Consider the following 16,464-nt stretch of genomic DNA (forward strand, 5'->3'; position numbering starts at 1 on the left):
GCTCCCTTAAAATTGAAGAAAGAGTTGTGCGCGAACGACCTGGTCGTTGAGGTTGCGGATTCCGTTCACGTTCAGGATCTGTTTGTACTCCCCCTGAAGTTTCAGCTTGTCTCCTTTGAAGTAGTAATTGAGACCCCCTGCTAACTCATGAATCGGATTGGGACTCCCTTCGTTATCTTTCGTAAGACCGGTCAAGGCAAGCGCCGGGGTGGGAAAATCCGGAATCACAACGGCATAACGTCCTGCCGCCTCGAACTTGTGAGGAACGATGAAGAACCCTGCCTGTGTGAGGTACCCGTGGTCAAATGACCGGAAACGGGTGTTGTAGACAAATTGCCACTGGCCAAGCAGATTGAATCCCATCCAGGTAAAGGCACCATCAAGATCACCACGCACCAACCGGTTCTCATGTGGTTTGATGCCTAAATCGACATCTTCCTGAAAGCCCGCCGTCTCCTTTGCACTACCAAAATCATAGAGGGCCGTTGCGCCAAAACCCAAATTTGGACTGTCGGAATAATCCGGGTCCCCCTGGTAACCGGTCAGCCTCCCCATGGCGATGTACTCAAGCCGTGTTCCTGTCATGATCTCTTTGTTTTTGTTTGCTGCGTTTGCCCCATCACCATTCGTAAAGAAAAAATAGTAGTTGAGCGGAAGCGGACCGACACCGCCACTCAGCATGAGGCCACGATCACGGCCAATTCCGAAATGTCCAGAGACAATCGATCCGGTCACCATCTGAGAACCAAAGGAGGAGTAGAAGTCTTCCCGGTTGATCGGGAGGTAAAACTGCCCTGTCCGGATATTGAAATAATTAACGATATTGAGATCGACATAGGCATCTTTCAGAGAGGCACCGCCGTCAGCATAGTCAACGGCAATCATGTAGAGGACCTTGGAAGAGAAACTGTGTCCCTTGAAGAAGGTCCTCACACTCTCAAACTGGAAGGTGCTTGTATCGAGTCGCGTCTCCTTGTACTCGTACTGATACTGGGGAATGACCCGCAGATTGACCTGAAACTTGAATTTTTCGTCCTCCGAAAGGAGATAAAAACCGCCGTCGTAGCCCCCTTTGACGGCAAACGCTTTTCCAGGGAGAAACTGCAGAGAGAGGACGACCAACCCCATAAACAGAATCCACGGTGATTTGAGGATTTTAGGAGAGTGATACGTCACAAAATCATTATCGAACTTAAGGGCCAAAGGTTGCTTTTGATTTTTTTAGTCCCGCCCCACTTTTTACAAAACTCTTTTTGAGATAAACCGAGAATGAAAAGGAGGGGTTAGGGGAAGCCTCCGATGGAGGAGACTATTCGGGCATCCGGCTCTGAAAACCTGTTTTCCACTTCCTGGGAGTCGCTACCCCCGGAAGAGGCTCTTGGTGCGAGTTTTCTCCCCTCACTCTCTCCGGAGATCAAGTCAATTTTTTACAAGGCAGGGGCAGCACCGGGATGGGCCGCACTCGGAGGGGCCGTCACCCTCCCCTATCTCCTGACCCTCCCTGCCTTCGGTTCAACTCCTCGCAGCATCGGCTCGAAGATACTCTCTTCACGTCCAGCAGCCGTTGCCACCGCGCTCATGGGGGCCCTCCTTTTTTCTACTGCGAACCCGGCCGTCGGACTATCTTCACTTCATTACAAAGTCATCGTGGGAGACGTTCAAGAATGACCGAACCGCCCTCTTGGGAAAGGCGGGCGTCATTTTTAATCCGCAGTGGTATATCCATCCGTTCACGAGTGGTCCGAATCCGGTTGCGATGACAGGTCTTCGTCGTGTTGCCTATTCTACGATACGCACGGGAGGGGTCGTTGGTCTTGGAATCAATCTTTATCACGATCATCTCGCCGAAACAACACTCAAGGAAAATGTCGCCTGGCAACGGACACGCATGATCTTCGGACTCCTCATGGTGGGAGGAATCGTTGAATACACGGTCTCCACAATGGCGCTGCTCCGTTTGGGAGCCTATATCAATGCCGGCACGGAGGTGATTGTCGAATTGGCGAATCAGAGAAAGACGACGGCGGTCGCCGATCTCAATTATTTTCGATTTTCACTCGGCGTCTTGAGGACCGGTTTCTTCTCCATGGCACTCGATCGCGGCATCTACTTCACACGTCTCCGACGACTGAGTACCCTTAATGAGAGACAGTTTTTAGCGCGCTACCCCGCAGAGACCGTTGCAGGGAAGGGTGAAAAACTGCGGTTGGCCTATGACCGGATGAAGGAGGTTTATGCGACCGACCTCTCTTGGGAACAGAGGTTTGAGAGACTCAACACAGCCTTGGGGAATGGCCTTCGAGAGAGAATTTTGACGCTTCGTGAGTTGGCGAGCCTTGAAACACGCGGTCAGCGAATTTCAATCGCGCTCGAGGCGGTCCTCTTCACGAGCCTTCTCATGGCGCCGGTCTACACCGCCGAGGGGATCCTGCAGGGGGTCAACCCGGGCAACTATTTAACGGCAAGGTTTCATCAGGTGATTTCTCCATCCCCCATAATGCAGATTACGGCGGAATATTTCGGGGATTATACAAAGGTGAAGTCGATCATCATCAACAAGTTCCTCCTCTTCTGGATCTTTGGAAACGGAACTTATGTTACGGATCCCAAATACGCCGGGGAGGACAATGCGATCCGGACACTCATCAAGACACGGAAGGAGGCCGATCGCATCGATGCCCTGCAGGGAGAGGAATGGAGAGAGATGATCTCCTTCTACCTCCGTAAAAAACTGGGGCATGTCGAAGGGGACCTCACAAGCTTTACGGGATGGCTTGGTTACCTCCGGGCCTGTAAATACTCCCTTTCAAACGACGCCCAGTCGTTTGGTGTCTTCTTTGGGTCAATCCTGGAAAAGTCGGAAATGATCCTGGCCGGTGGCCTCCGACTTCTTGACAAAGGTTTTGATGCTATCGCCCAGTCGATCCACCAATTGACTGACAGACTGACAAGCGACGCTCAGCCCTACAGTGGCTCACTATGGTTACCCTTGAATCGATTTGCCTCGTGGCTCGAGGGCTGCCTTGATGATCCCGAGAAAATGATACCGTTCTCCGAAATGGCCCACGCTATGTACCGCTTTGCCGACACCCTTTTCACGCCTGATCATGACGTCTTTTACACACTTTTCGACACGCTCCGGTCGCCTGATGAGCACGGTCTCAGTATCGAGGAACGTGACGGCCTCGTCGAGCTTTTGGCCAGCTACGCGAGCAAGAGCCCGTTGCATGACAAAAAGGCGGCTGATTGGTTGCGGAAAACCGACCCAAATCGCTACTGGGAGGAATGGGCCCTGCTCCGAACACTTGCCCTATTCCCCTTGATTTCGAAGGAATATCCTGTTTTCAGACCGTTGCGTGAGAATGAAAAATTGGGGAGTTTGGAACAGGAGGTCCGCGAACACTACCTTATTGGAATAAACGACCTCCCTCCCAATCGTCGGCTCGAAGAGGCTATTCGAAGAATCACCAATGAGGCAATTCACAGAAGGTATGGGGGATAGATTAAAGGAGTCTCTATGACACCAACAACGGTACTCAAACTCTTAAGTGGTAGCGCCACCCTCCTCTTGCCAGCAATCGTAAATGACCTTATCCCACGCAAAACAACCACCCAAGAAGCCGACGACGAAGCTTGCGCCGCACTCACTGATGGTGGGCACTGCCTTATCACAGAGAAGCCACGTTCAGAGGACTGCAGTTTTTATTCGGATGGCGGTCATTGTCTTATTCCCGGCCAATCATGGCGGTCGTCGTTTGATTGTTACCGGTCTGGGACTTGCCCTCTGCAAACAGGTGATTGATCTCCATCCGGGACGAAACGGTTGACACCTTCGCTGCAAATCCCTAAATAGGCTCCACTCAATGAGCTGGGGCCTAAAAAACAGATTAAGTCGGATTCTCAAGCCGGCAACCGGCAAGACGGTGATGCTCGCGGTTGACCATGGTTACTTCCTGGGACCGACGAGCGGTCTGGAAGACCCAAAAAAGACGATTACCCCTCTTCTGCCGTATGCCGACAGTCTCATGCTGACTCGGGGAGTCCTCAGAACCTCCGTTGATCCATCAAGCAATGTCCCGATTGTCCTTCGGGTCTCCGGCGGAACAAGCATCCTGAAAGAGCTCTCGAATGAGGTGATCACCACCACGATTGAAGAGGCGGTTCGACTCAATGCCTCGGCCGTCACCTGTTCGATCTTCGTCGGGGGCGAGTATGAGAAGCAGAGCCTTTCCAATTTGGCCCACCTGGTGAATGAGGCGGAGCCGTACGGTATACCGGTCCTCGCCGTAACGGCTGTCGGAAAGGAGATGGTGCGGGATGCCCGTTACCTCTCCCTCGCCTGCCGCATTGCCGCAGAACTGGGATCGCACTTCGTCAAGACCTACTTCTGTGATGATTTTGAGAGCATCGTCGGGAGCTGTCCTGTCCCTGTCGTGATTGCCGGCGGGAAAAAGACCCCCGAGCGGGAGGCCCTCCAACTCTCTTATAATGCAATCCGGGGAGGGGCCGTCGGGGTTGATATGGGGCGCAACATCTTTCAATCCGATTCCCCCGTCGGAATGATCCAGGCGGTTCGTACCATTGTTCATGAGAAGGCAACCGTTGATCAGGCGTTTGATATCTACCAAACTGTAAAAAGCCAATCCCAACCAGGCCACTGACTCTTCCCTCATGCGGGTCATCACTTACTACAACAACAAGGATGTCCGTCTCGAAGAGAGGCCCCGACCTAAGATCGGCAAGGGTGAGCTCCTTGTCAAAGTTGAGGCCGCGGGGATCTGCGGAAGTGATGTGATGGAATGGTATCGTGTTTCCAAATCACCGAGAATTCTAGGACACGAGATTGCGGGAGAGATCGTGGAGGTTGGGGCCGGTATTGAAAAATATAAAAAGGGGGATCGGATTGCCGCCTCCCACCATGTCCCCTGCTATGAGTGTCATTATTGCCGCCTGGGTCATCATACCCTCTGCGATCTTATTCATCAGACCAATTTTGATCCAGGTGGTTTTGCAGAACTGATCCGGATTCCTGCGATTAATGTCCGTCACGGTATCTACCCTCTTCCTGACCATGTCTCTTCTGAAGAGGCAACACTCATTGAACCTCTTGCCTGTACCGTCAGGGCCCAGCAAAGGGCAGCGATCAGAAAGGAACAGACCGTCATGGTAGTCGGCAGCGGACTGGCGGGGCTTCTCCACATTATTCTGGCGAAGATTAACGGGGCCACACGGGTATTCACTTCGGATCTCAATCCGTACCGGCTCGAGGCAGCGCGACGGTTTGGGGCCGACGAGGTGTTTCATGCCGATCACAATCTTGGGCACCAGCTGAAGAGGGCCAATGAAAACCGGCTCGCGGATGTTGTTATTATTTGTGTGGGGGCCGAGGCGGCGACACTCCAGTCCTTTGACCTTGTCGATCGGGGAGGGACCATTCTCTACTATGCGCCGGTGAGTCCCGCCCAGATTGTTCCGCTTCGGATGAATCCGGTCTTCTGGCAACAGGGGGCTACGCTCCTGAGTTCCTATGCCGCCAGTCCGGAAGACCATCACGAGGCGCTTCGACTCATCGCCGAGGGGAGAGTTCCCGTAAAAGATCTGATCACACATCGTCTCGGTTTTTCCGAGGCGTCCCATGCCTTCTCACTGGTTTCACAAGCGAATGATTCTCTTAAAGTGATTCTTGACCCCAGTCGTTAACAACACAATTCGCAACATTGCGATCATCGCGCATGTCGATCATGGCAAGACGACGCTCGTTGACTTCATGCTCCGCCAAAGCGGCACCTTTCGTGCCAATCAGGCGGTTGATGAACGAGTGATGGACAGCATGGATCTGGAGCGTGAACGGGGGATCACGATCGCCTCAAAAAACTGTTCGATCCACTGGAAAGGGGTCAAGATCAACATCATTGATACCCCGGGCCACTCCGATTTTGGAGGAGAGGTGGAACGGGGACTCAAGATGGTGGATGGCGCGATCCTCCTCGTCGATGCCTCGGAGGGACCGCTTCCCCAGACCCGGTTTGTGCTGAAGAAGGCACTCGAGGCACGGCTCAAGATCATCGTTGTCATTAACAAGATTGACCGTAAGGATGCCCGTCCCCGCGAGGTCCTGGATGAGATTTACAGCCTTTTTATCGACCTGGATGCCGATGAATCACAGATTGAATTTCCGGTGCTCTACGCGATCGGCCGCGACGGTATCTCCCAGAAAACCCTGGAAGAGAAAGGGAGCGATCTTTCTCCCCTCTTCGATTCGATTCTGAGTGAGATACCGCCTCCCCTCTATCATCTCGAAGAGCCGTTTCAGATGCTCGTGACGAATCTCTCCTACTCCGATTACGTCGGGCGGCTTGCCATTGGCCGGGTTTTTAATGGCGGAACGAAAAAGAATGAGAGCCTAGTCTGCCTCCCGAAAGAAGGCGCCCCAAGACCGCTCAGGATCTCAAGCCTGCAGGTCTATGACGGCATCCGCCTTAAGGAGGTTGAAGAGGTTTTTCCAGGCGAGATCATTCTGCTCTCCGGTATTGAGGAGGTTGAGATTGGCGACACAATCGGCTCGGCCAACTCCCCCAAACCACTGAAGAGAATCACGGTTGATGAACCGACGGTCTCGATGCAATTTATGATCAACACCTCCCCCTTTGCCGGCCGGGAGGGTAAAATCGTCCAGTCCCGAAAAATCCTCGAACGCTTGCGAAAGGAGACACTCCACAACGTGGCGCTACATGTTGAGACGGGAGAGGGGGCTGAGAGTTTTACGGTCAAGGGGCGGGGAGAATTTCAGATGGCGATCCTGATTGAAACGATGCGCCGGGAGGGGTTTGAAATTTCGGTCGGACGTCCCCAGGTTATTTTTAAGGAAAAGAACGGCGCCAAACTGGAGCCGATCGAACATCTCTTCATTGATTGTCCCGAGGAGTTTATGGGGATCCTCACGGAGAGTATCTCGCTACGTCTTGGGCGCATGATCAATCTGGTCAATCACGGTTCCGGGAGGATCCGGATTGAATTCTCAATCCCAAGCCGCGGGCTGATCGGTTATCGGACCCAGTTTTTGACCGATACAAAAGGGATGGGGATCATGAATTCCTACCTTATGGGGTACGAGCCGTATCGTGGTGATATGAAGGGACGCACCTGCGGGGTTCTCGTGTCGGATCGTCAGGGAATGTCAGTCGCCTATGCCCTCTTTCACCTTGAGCCGCGTGGCATTCTCTTCATTGAGCCCGGCGTCCCGGTCTATGAGGGGATGATCGTTGGCGAACACAACCGGGAACAGGACTTGAATGTCAATCCAGCTAAAGAAAAGAAGCTGACGAATATTCGTGCTGCCGGCCGTGATGAAAACGTGATCTTGAGCCCCATACTCCCGATGACCCTCGAGCGGGCGATTGAGTTCATCCGGGACGATGAACAGATTGAAGTGACGCCGAAAAGTATCCGGCTTCGAAAAAATATCTTACCTCAAAATATGCGCAAGTGAGGCGACAGAAATCGCCTCCTCATACCCCGCATCGGCATGACGAAGGACTCCCATCGCAGGGTCGGATGTTAAAACACGCCGAAGACGCCCTTCGGCCTCTTTCGTTCCATCCGCAACAATGACCATTCCGGAATGAAGGGAATTGCCAATCCCGACCCCTCCCCCATCATGAACTGAAATCCAGGAGGCCCCATTGACCGCGTTGATCAAGGCATTGAGGATCGGCCAGTCGGCGATCGCATCACTCCCGTCCTTCATCCCCTCGGTCTCCCGGTAAGGGGAAGCGACCGAGCCGCAATCAAGGTGATCCCTTCCGATGACGATCGGGGCCTTTACCTCTCCACGACGAACAAGGTCATTAAAAAGCACTCCCGCCTTCTCCCTCTCGCCATAGCCAAGCCAGCAGATCCTTGCGGGGAGGCCTTGAAAGGTGATTCTCTCGCGCGCCATTCGGAGCCATCGCTTGAGCGGGTCGTTATTTGGAAAAAGTTCGATCAGTTTCCGATCGGTTGTGTAGATATCCTCCGGATCGCCGGAGAGGGCAACCCAGCGAAACGGCCCCTTCCCTTCACAGAAGAGCGGACGAATAAATTCGACGACAAATCCTGGAAATGCAAACGCCTCTTGAGCGCCAGCCTTCTCCGCCTGTCTTCGGATGTTATTGCCATAATCAAAGACGATGGCCCCTCTTTTTTTGAATCCAACCATCGCCTCGACATGAACCGCGATCGACTCATACGCCCTTCTCATATAATCTTCTGGATTCGACTTGCGAAGAGAGAGTGCCTTCTCAAGGGGAAGATCTTTTGGAACGTAGCCATTCAATTCATCATGGGCCGATGTCTGGTCGGTCACAATATCCGGGATACTCTTTCGTCGCAAAAGCTCCGGATAAATGGTGGCGGCGTTTCCCAGAAGGCCGATGCTTCGCGGTTGTCTCTTTTTGCGGTATTCTGAAATCCTCTCGAGGGCCCGGTCAAGATCATCCGTCGTCTCATCGAGATATCTTGTCTTGAGACGGCGTTCGATTCGTTTCGGATCGATTTCAACACCAAGGAAAACGGCTCCATTCATCGTTGCAGCGAGTGGCTGCGCCCCACCCATGCCACCAAGCCCGGCGGAGAGGATCCAGCGGCCGGAGAGATCCCCCTTGAAATATTTGCGGCCCGCCTCGGCAAACGTTTCGTAGGTCCCCTGAAGAATTCCCTGCGTGCCGATGTAGATCCAGGAGCCAGCCGTCATCTGACCGTACATGATCAATCCTTTTTTCTCCAGTTCACGAAAGACCTCCCAGTTGTCCCAGTGGCCGACAAGATTGGAATTCGCCAACAGAACGCGAGGGGCCTCGGGACGTGATTTCAGGACCCCAACCGGTTTGCCGGACTGGATCAGAAGCGTCTCGTCATTCTCGAGGTTTTTGAGACAGTGAACGATCTTTTCATAACATTCCCAGTTTCGGGCCGCCTTGCCTGATCCACCATAGACAATAAGTTGCTCCGGATCCTCCGCAACATCAGGAGAAAGATTGTTCATGAGCATCCGGAGGGCCGCCTCCTGAATCCAGCCTTTACAGGTGAGTTGGGTGCCTGTTGGTGCATTAATTGGACTCATCGATACCTCCCTCTAAGCACTTCGACTCGTAATTACCATGACGTATCTGAAAAGCCAAAAAATTAGTGAAATTACTCGCTCAGCACTAGTCCTGAGTGAATGAAGCTCCCCGCGGTCTTGCCGCGGGGAGCTTCATGAATCGAAGGACTAAGTTTTGGGCAGGAGTTTAAGTCGGTGAACAAGAAACCGGTAGAGAAGCTGTGCCACAATCTTGGCGCATCCCCCATGAAAGTCATAAGGGGGTGAATATTCCACAAGATCAAGGCTCATAAGCGCGGAATGGCTGGCAATAACCTCAAGTAACCCGAGCATCTCACGAACCTTGAAGCCGGAGGTCGGAGCGGCACTCGTCGCCGGAAATTCCGCCCCGCGCATCGAGTCGAGACAGATCGTTGTATAAAAAGGTCTTCGTTTCTCTGCGAGGAGCTGTTTCAAATCCTGAAGCATCTCACCCTTTTTCAGATCCTCAAGCCAGTGGATCTGTACCCCTTTCCCTCGAGCGTATTTCAGATCATTTTCGGCATTGCAGGAACCCTGAAGACCGAAAACGGTCAAATGTTCGCCCTTCAACGGATAATCGATCTGCTCCATCATCTGCCTGAACGGCGAGCCGCTATGCCCCTCTCCTTTTTCCAGCGGACGAACATCCAGATGGGCATCAATATTTAAAACGTGCAGTGAAAGGACCGCCTGTTTCTCCCTCTCCATGAAACCTTTGTAACCGAGGAAATGTCCATACGCCGTCTCGTGCCCTCCCCCCAGAACAATTGGAAAAAGATTGGCGAAAAGACAGGCCTGCACCACCTCTCCCAATGCCTGCTGGCCTTCCTCAACGGTTGCCATTTTCTTGATGTTTCCAAGATCGATGAGGCGGGCCTCACGAAGATCAATCGCATGATAGAGATCTTTGGCCGTCAGGCGATAAAAGGCACGCCGGATTTCGTTCGGACCCAGCGAGGCCCCTGGATGACCGTGATTCTTCTTGATACCGCGGTCTTCCGGAAATCCGATCAGGGCATACCTGAAATCCTTGAGCTGATGTACGGCCGGATCAAACGGAAGGACAATGTCTCCCAAGCGGGGATCACTCTCCGGATTTCTCGAGTAGAATAGATCAGCGGAGGCCGGCTGGATTTTCGAAGACCAGTTTTCCATGTTTATAAACCCTCCAACAGGGATTTTGTCCCAGACGATAGGCGATCTCTCTATACTCCTGCATCGGAACGGTGACAACGAGATCCGCATCTTTCCCCACGGTGATCGATCCGACCCGATCCTCGATTCCAAGGGCCGCCGCCCCATGAAGGGTCGACGCCACAAGCGACTCCGAGGGGTGCATCCCCATCTGGGTTATTGCGATATTCTGGATCAGCGGCATTGACGTTGCCGTACACGAACCGGGATTGGAATCGGTTGCCAAGGCAACGGTTATTCCCTCATCGATCAAACGCCTCACTGAGGCATAAGGCATCCTCAGAAAAAAGGAGGTGCCGGGAAGCAGGGTGCAGACAACCTGACTTCTTTTCAGGGCATCCATTTGGGGATTCTCCAGAAACAGGAGATGATCGGCCGAGACCGCCCCGACCTCACAGGCAATCTCCGCACCACCGGTATTCCCCAATTCATTCGCATGAATCTTGATTGTAAGCCCCTTCTCCCTTGCAGCAAGCGCGATCGTCCGTGTCTCTTCCGGAGAGAAGTAGCCACGGTCACAAAAAATATCACAAAATTCAGCAAGCCGTTCCTTGGCAACCTGGGGGATCATCTTTTGAGTCACCTCATCAATATAGGCCTTACGCGAAATTCCTCTGGGGATATCGTGGGCGCCTAGAAATGTCGCATGGATCTCCAAGGGGCTCCTCTCCTTCAGCCTTCGAATCGCCCGGAGCATCTTCAATTCGGAATCCAGAGAGAGACCATACCCACTCTTGATCTCAACGGTTGTCGTCCCGTGAGAAAGCATCTCTTGAAGTCTTGGAAATGTTTCCCAAACTAACTGATCTTCCGAACAGTTTTTAGTTTGCCCTACACTCTTCTTGATTCCCCCACCCGCCTGGGCAATCTCCTCGTAGCTCTTGCCCTGACTCCTCATCTCAAACTCATCAGCACGATTTCCGACGTAGAGGAGATGGGTATGACTATCCACAAAACCAGGGAGAACGAGGCGATCCTTACAATTAACAGATTCTGGAAACTGGCTTAAGCGCGGTGCCTGACTCATCATACCCAAGGCAGCAATCCTCCCCTCCTTGACAACAAGGTAGGCATTTTGAATCTCTTCCAAATCCTTCATCTCATCTTTTAACTTTCGGGTTTTAGAAGAGGCGATCCGCAACAGAGAGGTAATATTATAAAAGAGAATCTCTTTACCCTCTGATGTCATAGAGGCCTGTGATCCTAACCAAATCAATAAACATTGTCTATTTTCTTCCCTTATTTTAGTAGAGGCCGATGCCGCTTCTGGAGCTTGGTTCATTGAATCTGGGTCTTCTTGAACTGCTTGAGGGACACCACAACCGTTATCCCCTTTCTATTGAGCCGGAGGCCAAAAAGCGGGTCCTGAAATCCCGTGAGATTGTCGAACAAATTGCCAAACCGACCTATGGAATCAACACGGGGTTAGGATCACTTAAGGACCGTACGATCCCATCCGATCAGCTCACAGAGCTTTCACACAACACCCTCAGGAGTCATGCCTGCGGATTTGGAAAACCGCTTGCCGAAGAAATTTCAAGGTGGATGCTCCTTCTTCGGATCCATACACTCGCACTCGGTTACTCCGGCGTGAGACTTGCCCTGATCGAAAAACTGATCGAACTCTATGAGAAAAATATCTTTGGGGTTGTTTATGAGCATGGCTCGGTTGGATCCAGCGGTGATCTGGTCCCTCTTGCGCACATTGCCCTCCCCCTTCTTGGTGAAGGGGAGGTTTGGAATGACGGGTCGATCCGCCCTGCGGCGGGGGTGCTTCAAGAGAAACAAGTTCGCCGATTCGAACTGAAGGCCAAAGAGGGTTTGAGCCTCATCAATGGAACCCAGATGATGCTCGCCCATGGCCTCCTGCTCTGGGAGAGAGGCGAAAAACTCTGGAGATCAGCCAACACGATTGCCGCCCTTTCTCTCGAGGCGCTCCGAGGTTCCCAAAAGGCGTTTCATCCTTTTCTCCATGAACGACGTCCCATCCCGGAGCTCCAGGAGACGGCACGCTTTCTCTGGAATCTTCTCGAAGGGAGTGAAATTCTCAAGAGCCATGAAAATTGTGAAAGGGTGCAGGATGCCTACTCGCTCCGCTGCATTCCACAGGTGCATGGAACCTATTTAATGGCCCTTAACAATTTAAAAAGAGTGCTTGAGTGCGAAATCCGCTCTTCAACAGACAATCCGCTTGTCTCCGTTGATTCCGGTGAAATCTTGAGTGGTGGAAATTTTCATGGGGAACCGATCGGTTGGGCAATTGATTCCTTCTCAATCACCATGACAAAACTCTCTTCCATTTCTGAAAGACGAATCAACCGAATGGTTGACCCTACCCTCTCCGGTCTTTCTCCATTTCTCATTGAAAAAAGCGGTCTCCAAAGCGGGATGATGATTTCTCAATATACCGCGGCCAGTATCGTTTCGGAAAACAAGGTTTTGGCCCATCCAGCTACCGCTGATTCAATTCCAACCGCCGCAGGGCAGGAGGATATCAATTCGATGGGGTCGATCGCCGCAAAAAAGGGGATGAGGATTCTTGAAAATACCGAACAGGTTTTAGCGATTGAACTGGTTGTAGCGCTTCAAGCACTCGACCTTTCCTTGAAGGATCAACAAAGCCTGAAGAGTTCTCCCCCTCTTTCACGGATTAGAAAGATTTGTCGAAAAGAGATCCCGGTCCTTTCAGAAGACCGCTACCTTCGCCCCGATCTGGAGAGAGCCCTTACCCTGCTCCGCAGTGGAAAAATAGCCTAACAGACTGCCAAGCAACCTAACTGTTTTTCTGTCGATAATCCCGTCAAAGGGAGTGAATTTTTATGTACCCGATCATTCATCTTGGTCCGCTACCTTGGATAGCGCTCTTGTTGGATCCAATGGCATTGAGGAGGGATGCGACAAGGGTCGTCTGCCGTGCTGCCTCTGAAACCGCTTCCAAAGTAGCTACGTTGCTTCATCAACCCAGATTGAGCGGGGGTCTCCATGATCGTTTTAAGGCGCTATTAAGAGGTCAGGGCGCTTGAGGCGCTGGGACTCCAGTTCACATTTCGGAAATTGTTTTCTTATCTAAAGGGAGGCGGTCAAAGATGCTATTTAAAAAAACAAATGATTTCAGGTTCTTGAAGTTTAGTCGCTTGGGCACCTCTATTGCAAGATATCTCTATATTATGAGGCTTACCTCAAAACAGCTCTGTTTGGGGGCATTACTGGTCATTTTAATTACGGCTGGGTTGTACACAATAATACTTACAAAAGGTGGGGACCACTCCAAGATCCAGACTGCAGCGAAGGTTTATTCGATACTGGACAAGGAATGGAGAGAAGATAAGGCCCTATTGCCGGTCATTTCAGACGCCATTCTAAGACTATCGGATGAACGAAATCTTGATCCCCTTCTTATCCTTGCAATCATTAAGGTTGAAAGCAGCTTTCGGACAGAAGTCCGTTCTCATCGAGGGGCCATCGGTTTAATGCAGGTGAAACCGATCGCATTGAAAGATCTGTTAAAGGACAAAGAGACACAAATTAAACTCTACGGTGAAGAGCTTCACGAGCCGATCCTGAATTTACAGGTGGGGATTGGCTATCTTTCCAAACTGCTTAAAAAATCCAACGGCGACCTCTGGAAGGCGTTGATGGCTTATAATATCGGTCCAACGGCCGTGAGCCGCCATTATAAAAACAGGCCCGTACCGGCCAGCGGTTATCCCTGGAAGGTCATGAGGACCTACCACGGGTATTGCAACTTATAGATGCCCCTGCCCTTTTCTCAGTACATCGACCACACCCTGCTCAAGCCGGAAACAACGGGAGAGCAGATCCACCAACTTTGTGAGGAGGCGGTCACCTATCAGTTCTTTTCCGTCTGTGTGAACCCGTTCTGGGTCTCTCTATGCAAAAAACTTCTGGAGAAGAGTAGAGTTAAGGTCTGTACCGTTGCGGGATTTCCTCTGGGACTTGGTCAGCCCTCCGTCAAGGCGGAAGAGGCAAAACGTGCCCTGGATGACGGTGCTGCTGAGGTTGACATGGTGATGAATATCGGTGCCTTCAAATCAAGAGAGTTCACCATGGTACAAAAGGATATTGAGGCCGTTCGGAAGGCAATCCCGAATCTTCTTCTGAAGGTCATTCTGGAAACATGTCTTTTAAACCATGAAGAGAAGATGAAGGCCTGTCATCTGGCCCAGGAGGGCGGCGCTGACTTTGTCAAGACATCAACCGGTTTTTCAACGGGTGGTGCGACGGTCGATGACATCAAACTTCTTCGTGAAACGGTCGGATCCAAAATGGGGGTCAAGGCCTCAGGGGGAATCAAGAATCTTAAGTCAGCACTCGACATGATCCAGGCTGGAGCAACCCGGATTGGTTCTTCCGCTGGCGTGTTGCTTGTGAGAGAGGCCGGCAACCGTGTTTTATCAGTTTGATAACAGATTCTCATTTTGAGAGATAATTAAACACCTCTAATCAAAACGGGCTTATATTTAACTATCTGAAATTACTTGTAAGATTCCGCTCATTCGTTTTTGGGACGATGGCAATAAAATTGCAGTTCATTCTCTCCTGAAACCTGGAGGTCTTATGATTCAACCCAGTCTCAAGAAGCTTTCTTTGGTGGTAACTCTGCTATTTTTTGCCGGCTGTTCCAAGACAGGGACAACAGTTGAAGAAGGTTCTATAGAGACTGAACAATCTGCCGGAGAGACGGAACAGCAGAAAGAGGAGATGCGTGAAGAAGGACTGGCCAACAACGAGATTGAGATCCTACTTGAGGAGGAACATTCTGTAACGATTACGCAGGAGGCGGTCCAGGCGCTTGCGAACTCGGCAAAGGAGCTGGAGTCTGGTACTGTTAACCCATCAGAATTGGAGGAGCCTGTTGCAGAACCGACGGAAGATGGCGAACCATCAGAATTCTCTGATGATCCCCTGATGACTGAGGAAGAACTCGTAGAGGGATCTCAAGGGACGGAGGATGAGGGTCTCGTTGAAATCGACCTCGGGATGCTCTCCATCCATTCCTCCACGGAAACAATTTTAGAGGAACTCCTCACCGGTCATAACCGCCCCAACCGATCCGGTCGTGAAAATATCATTTTTGTCGGCCACGGTTCCCGTTCCAAGTCCTACTTCATCTCTCAGTCCCTCAAGATCCTTGATCTCGAGGGAGAAGGACTCCCTACAACCGGGGGGCGCACGGCACATGGGCTGTTTGGCCAGGCGGTCTTTGACGGAAAGAGGGATAAATTTAATTTCTGGTATGTGGACCTCGCCTCTCACTCAATCGACCGATCGAGGTCACTAAACAACTATTGTTCTCTCGAAAAAGATTTTGATGGAATCGAAGACGATATTCTCGAGCAGGTCTCGCTGCGGCATAAGACCTTTATCCATATGCTCTCGAACACCAACTGTCGGTCACAGGCGAACTGGTTTCGAATCCGTCTCGATCAAAGACTGAATGATCTCCTGCGTGCTGCCTTTGACTGGGGACGGATTTCGGGGAACCTCCTTCGTGTCTTGAGTGGAAACATGACCTTCTACGAGACCCTCGTCGATGGGGTTAATTGGGAAAATCTCTTTTCGCGGGTTGTAGATCTAAACACGCACCCACGCATCTTCCTGAATCTCTATGACAAGAATCGGTCACAGCCGAGACCCCTCTTTATCGATGTTGCCGTTCATGAACTGGGACATGCGTTTGTCAAATTTATGGATGAATACGCCGAAAACACCGTTTCAGATATCCTTCACTTAGGGGCATTGAAGAGCTTTCTTGATTTTAACATCAACCTGACCGGCTTTTTCCCAAGCTGGACACGGATGATTTATAATATCCCCTCCGTCACGATCAATCCGTTCCGGCAACTGCTCAATTGGAGCGGTCTCTTCGCCACGAATTGTGCCGCCACCTATTCTTCAGCCCAGTCGCGCTGGGGAGATCTGGCAGGTCAGGGGGTCGGCGATCTGAGGATTCAGACCCAAGTCGGTTGTCTCTATTATGCCAACCACTTCTACAGGTCTTCCAAGGATTCAAAGATGAAAACGAGTACGAATCCGTTCAATCTCTTCCAAGAGCGTTATCTCAAGGCCCACTTTCTTGACCAGAGAAGCTCTTAAATAAAGCTACTTTTTCGGTTGTTATTTCTCATACTTCCTATAGTCTGCCTCTT

The 16,464-nt window shown here is 51.5% G+C and carries 14 protein-coding genes; 10 read left to right on the forward strand and 4 right to left on the reverse strand.

Going from position 1 to position 16,464, the window contains the following annotated elements:
• Window positions 1–6: 6 nt before the first annotated feature.
• Entirely contained in the window at window positions 7–1,128 is a 1,122-nt protein-coding gene (locus HYT77_06610; protein MBI2067664.1) for a hypothetical protein, read from the reverse strand.
• Window positions 1,129–1,299: 171 nt separating this feature from the next.
• On the opposite strand from HYT77_06610, the gene HYT77_06615 reads away from it, so the two are divergent.
• The 6 genes from HYT77_06615 to typA all read left to right on the forward strand — a co-directional run bounded on the left by HYT77_06615 (window position 1,300) and on the right by typA (window position 7,489).
• On the forward strand, window positions 1,300–1,668 hold the full coding sequence (locus tag HYT77_06615) for a hypothetical protein (protein MBI2067665.1): 369 nt from the start codon (window positions 1,300–1,302) through the stop codon (window positions 1,666–1,668).
• Window positions 1,669–1,681: 13 nt separating this feature from the next.
• The gene (locus tag HYT77_06620; protein ID MBI2067666.1) at window positions 1,682–3,502 is read left to right on the forward strand and encodes a hypothetical protein; all 1,821 of its coding nucleotides are present in this window, start codon (window positions 1,682–1,684) and stop codon (window positions 3,500–3,502) included.
• An 82-nt stretch (window positions 3,503–3,584) separates the two neighbouring features.
• Window positions 3,585–3,827 (forward strand): hypothetical protein, encoded by a 243-nt coding sequence (locus HYT77_06625; protein ID MBI2067667.1) that lies wholly within the window; start codon window positions 3,585–3,587, stop codon window positions 3,825–3,827.
• Window positions 3,828–3,863: 36 nt separating this feature from the next.
• Window positions 3,864–4,661 (forward strand): 3-hydroxy-5-phosphonooxypentane-2,4-dione thiolase, encoded by a 798-nt coding sequence (gene lsrF, locus HYT77_06630; protein MBI2067668.1) that lies wholly within the window; start codon window positions 3,864–3,866, stop codon window positions 4,659–4,661.
• Between the two features lie 10 nt (window positions 4,662–4,671).
• Window positions 4,672–5,700 carry an alcohol dehydrogenase catalytic domain-containing protein gene (locus HYT77_06635; protein ID MBI2067669.1) on the forward strand — a complete coding sequence of 343 codons (1,029 nt, stop codon included), beginning with the start codon at window positions 4,672–4,674 and terminating at the stop codon, window positions 5,698–5,700.
• Window positions 5,684–7,489, forward strand: coding sequence for a translational GTPase TypA (typA, locus tag HYT77_06640; GenBank protein ID MBI2067670.1), 1,806 nt, complete (start codon window positions 5,684–5,686; stop codon window positions 7,487–7,489). Before HYT77_06635 ends, typA begins: the two co-directional genes overlap by 17 nt.
• Here the strand turns inward: typA and hutU are convergent.
• From hutU to HYT77_06655, 3 genes are all read right to left on the reverse strand, one after another.
• Complete coding sequence (gene hutU, locus HYT77_06645; protein ID MBI2067671.1) at window positions 7,466–9,100, reverse strand: urocanate hydratase; 1,635 nt, start codon at window positions 9,098–9,100, stop codon at window positions 7,466–7,468. The two genes, typA and hutU, sit on opposite strands and share 24 nt — an antisense overlap.
• A 147-nt stretch (window positions 9,101–9,247) precedes the next feature.
• The gene (locus HYT77_06650) at window positions 9,248–10,255 is read right to left on the reverse strand and encodes a formimidoylglutamase (protein MBI2067672.1); all 1,008 of its coding nucleotides are present in this window, start codon (window positions 10,253–10,255) and stop codon (window positions 9,248–9,250) included.
• The gene (locus tag HYT77_06655) at window positions 10,215–11,483 is read right to left on the reverse strand and encodes an imidazolonepropionase (GenBank protein ID MBI2067673.1); all 1,269 of its coding nucleotides are present in this window, start codon (window positions 11,481–11,483) and stop codon (window positions 10,215–10,217) included. Before HYT77_06655 ends, HYT77_06650 begins: the two co-directional genes overlap by 41 nt.
• 68 nt (window positions 11,484–11,551) lie before the next feature.
• On the opposite strand from HYT77_06655, the gene hutH reads away from it, so the two are divergent.
• From hutH to HYT77_06675, 4 genes are all read left to right on the forward strand, one after another.
• On the forward strand, window positions 11,552–13,051 hold the full coding sequence (hutH, locus tag HYT77_06660) for a histidine ammonia-lyase (protein ID MBI2067674.1): 1,500 nt from the start codon (window positions 11,552–11,554) through the stop codon (window positions 13,049–13,051).
• A 410-nt stretch (window positions 13,052–13,461) separates the two neighbouring features.
• Window positions 13,462–14,046: a lytic transglycosylase domain-containing protein gene (locus HYT77_06665; GenBank protein MBI2067675.1), complete on the forward strand. Its 585-nt coding sequence runs from the start codon at window positions 13,462–13,464 to the stop codon at window positions 14,044–14,046.
• A gap of 6 nt (window positions 14,047–14,052) precedes the next feature.
• A complete protein-coding gene (gene deoC / locus HYT77_06670; protein MBI2067676.1) occupies window positions 14,053–14,718 on the forward strand; it encodes a deoxyribose-phosphate aldolase in 666 nt (221 codons plus the stop codon).
• Window positions 14,719–14,872: 154 nt separating this feature from the next.
• On the forward strand, window positions 14,873–16,411 hold the full coding sequence (locus HYT77_06675; protein MBI2067677.1) for a hypothetical protein: 1,539 nt from the start codon (window positions 14,873–14,875) through the stop codon (window positions 16,409–16,411).
• Window positions 16,412–16,464: the final 53 nt, after the last annotated feature.

It is taken from the genome of Deltaproteobacteria bacterium, from assembly GCA_016180855.1.
Taxonomy (GTDB): domain Bacteria; phylum UBA10199; class UBA10199; order JACPAL01; family JACPAL01; genus JACPAL01.

What these genes read in the sequence shown, in the direction of transcription:
- HYT77_06675 (MBI2067677.1), top strand. Translation starts at nt 14,873, where the DNA reads ATGATTCAACCCAGTCTCAAGAAGCTTTCTTTGGTGGTAACTCTGCTA.
- hutU (MBI2067671.1), bottom strand. Translation starts at nt 9,100, where the DNA reads ATGAGTCCAATTAATGCACCAACAGGCACCCAACTCACCTGTAAAGGC.
- HYT77_06665 (MBI2067675.1), top strand. Translation starts at nt 13,462, where the DNA reads ATGAGGCTTACCTCAAAACAGCTCTGTTTGGGGGCATTACTGGTCATT.
- HYT77_06610 (MBI2067664.1), bottom strand. Translation starts at nt 1,128, where the DNA reads ATGGGGTTGGTCGTCCTCTCTCTGCAGTTTCTCCCTGGAAAAGCGTTT.
- HYT77_06615 (MBI2067665.1), top strand. Translation starts at nt 1,300, where the DNA reads ATGGAGGAGACTATTCGGGCATCCGGCTCTGAAAACCTGTTTTCCACT.
- HYT77_06635 (MBI2067669.1), top strand. Translation starts at nt 4,672, where the DNA reads ATGCGGGTCATCACTTACTACAACAACAAGGATGTCCGTCTCGAAGAG.
- HYT77_06650 (MBI2067672.1), bottom strand. Translation starts at nt 10,255, where the DNA reads ATGGAAAACTGGTCTTCGAAAATCCAGCCGGCCTCCGCTGATCTATTC.
- HYT77_06625 (MBI2067667.1), top strand. Translation starts at nt 3,585, where the DNA reads ATGACCTTATCCCACGCAAAACAACCACCCAAGAAGCCGACGACGAAG.
- HYT77_06655 (MBI2067673.1), bottom strand. Translation starts at nt 11,483, where the DNA reads ATGACATCAGAGGGTAAAGAGATTCTCTTTTATAATATTACCTCTCTG.
- lsrF (MBI2067668.1), top strand. Translation starts at nt 3,864, where the DNA reads ATGAGCTGGGGCCTAAAAAACAGATTAAGTCGGATTCTCAAGCCGGCA.
- hutH (MBI2067674.1), top strand. Translation starts at nt 11,552, where the DNA reads ATGCCGCTTCTGGAGCTTGGTTCATTGAATCTGGGTCTTCTTGAACTG.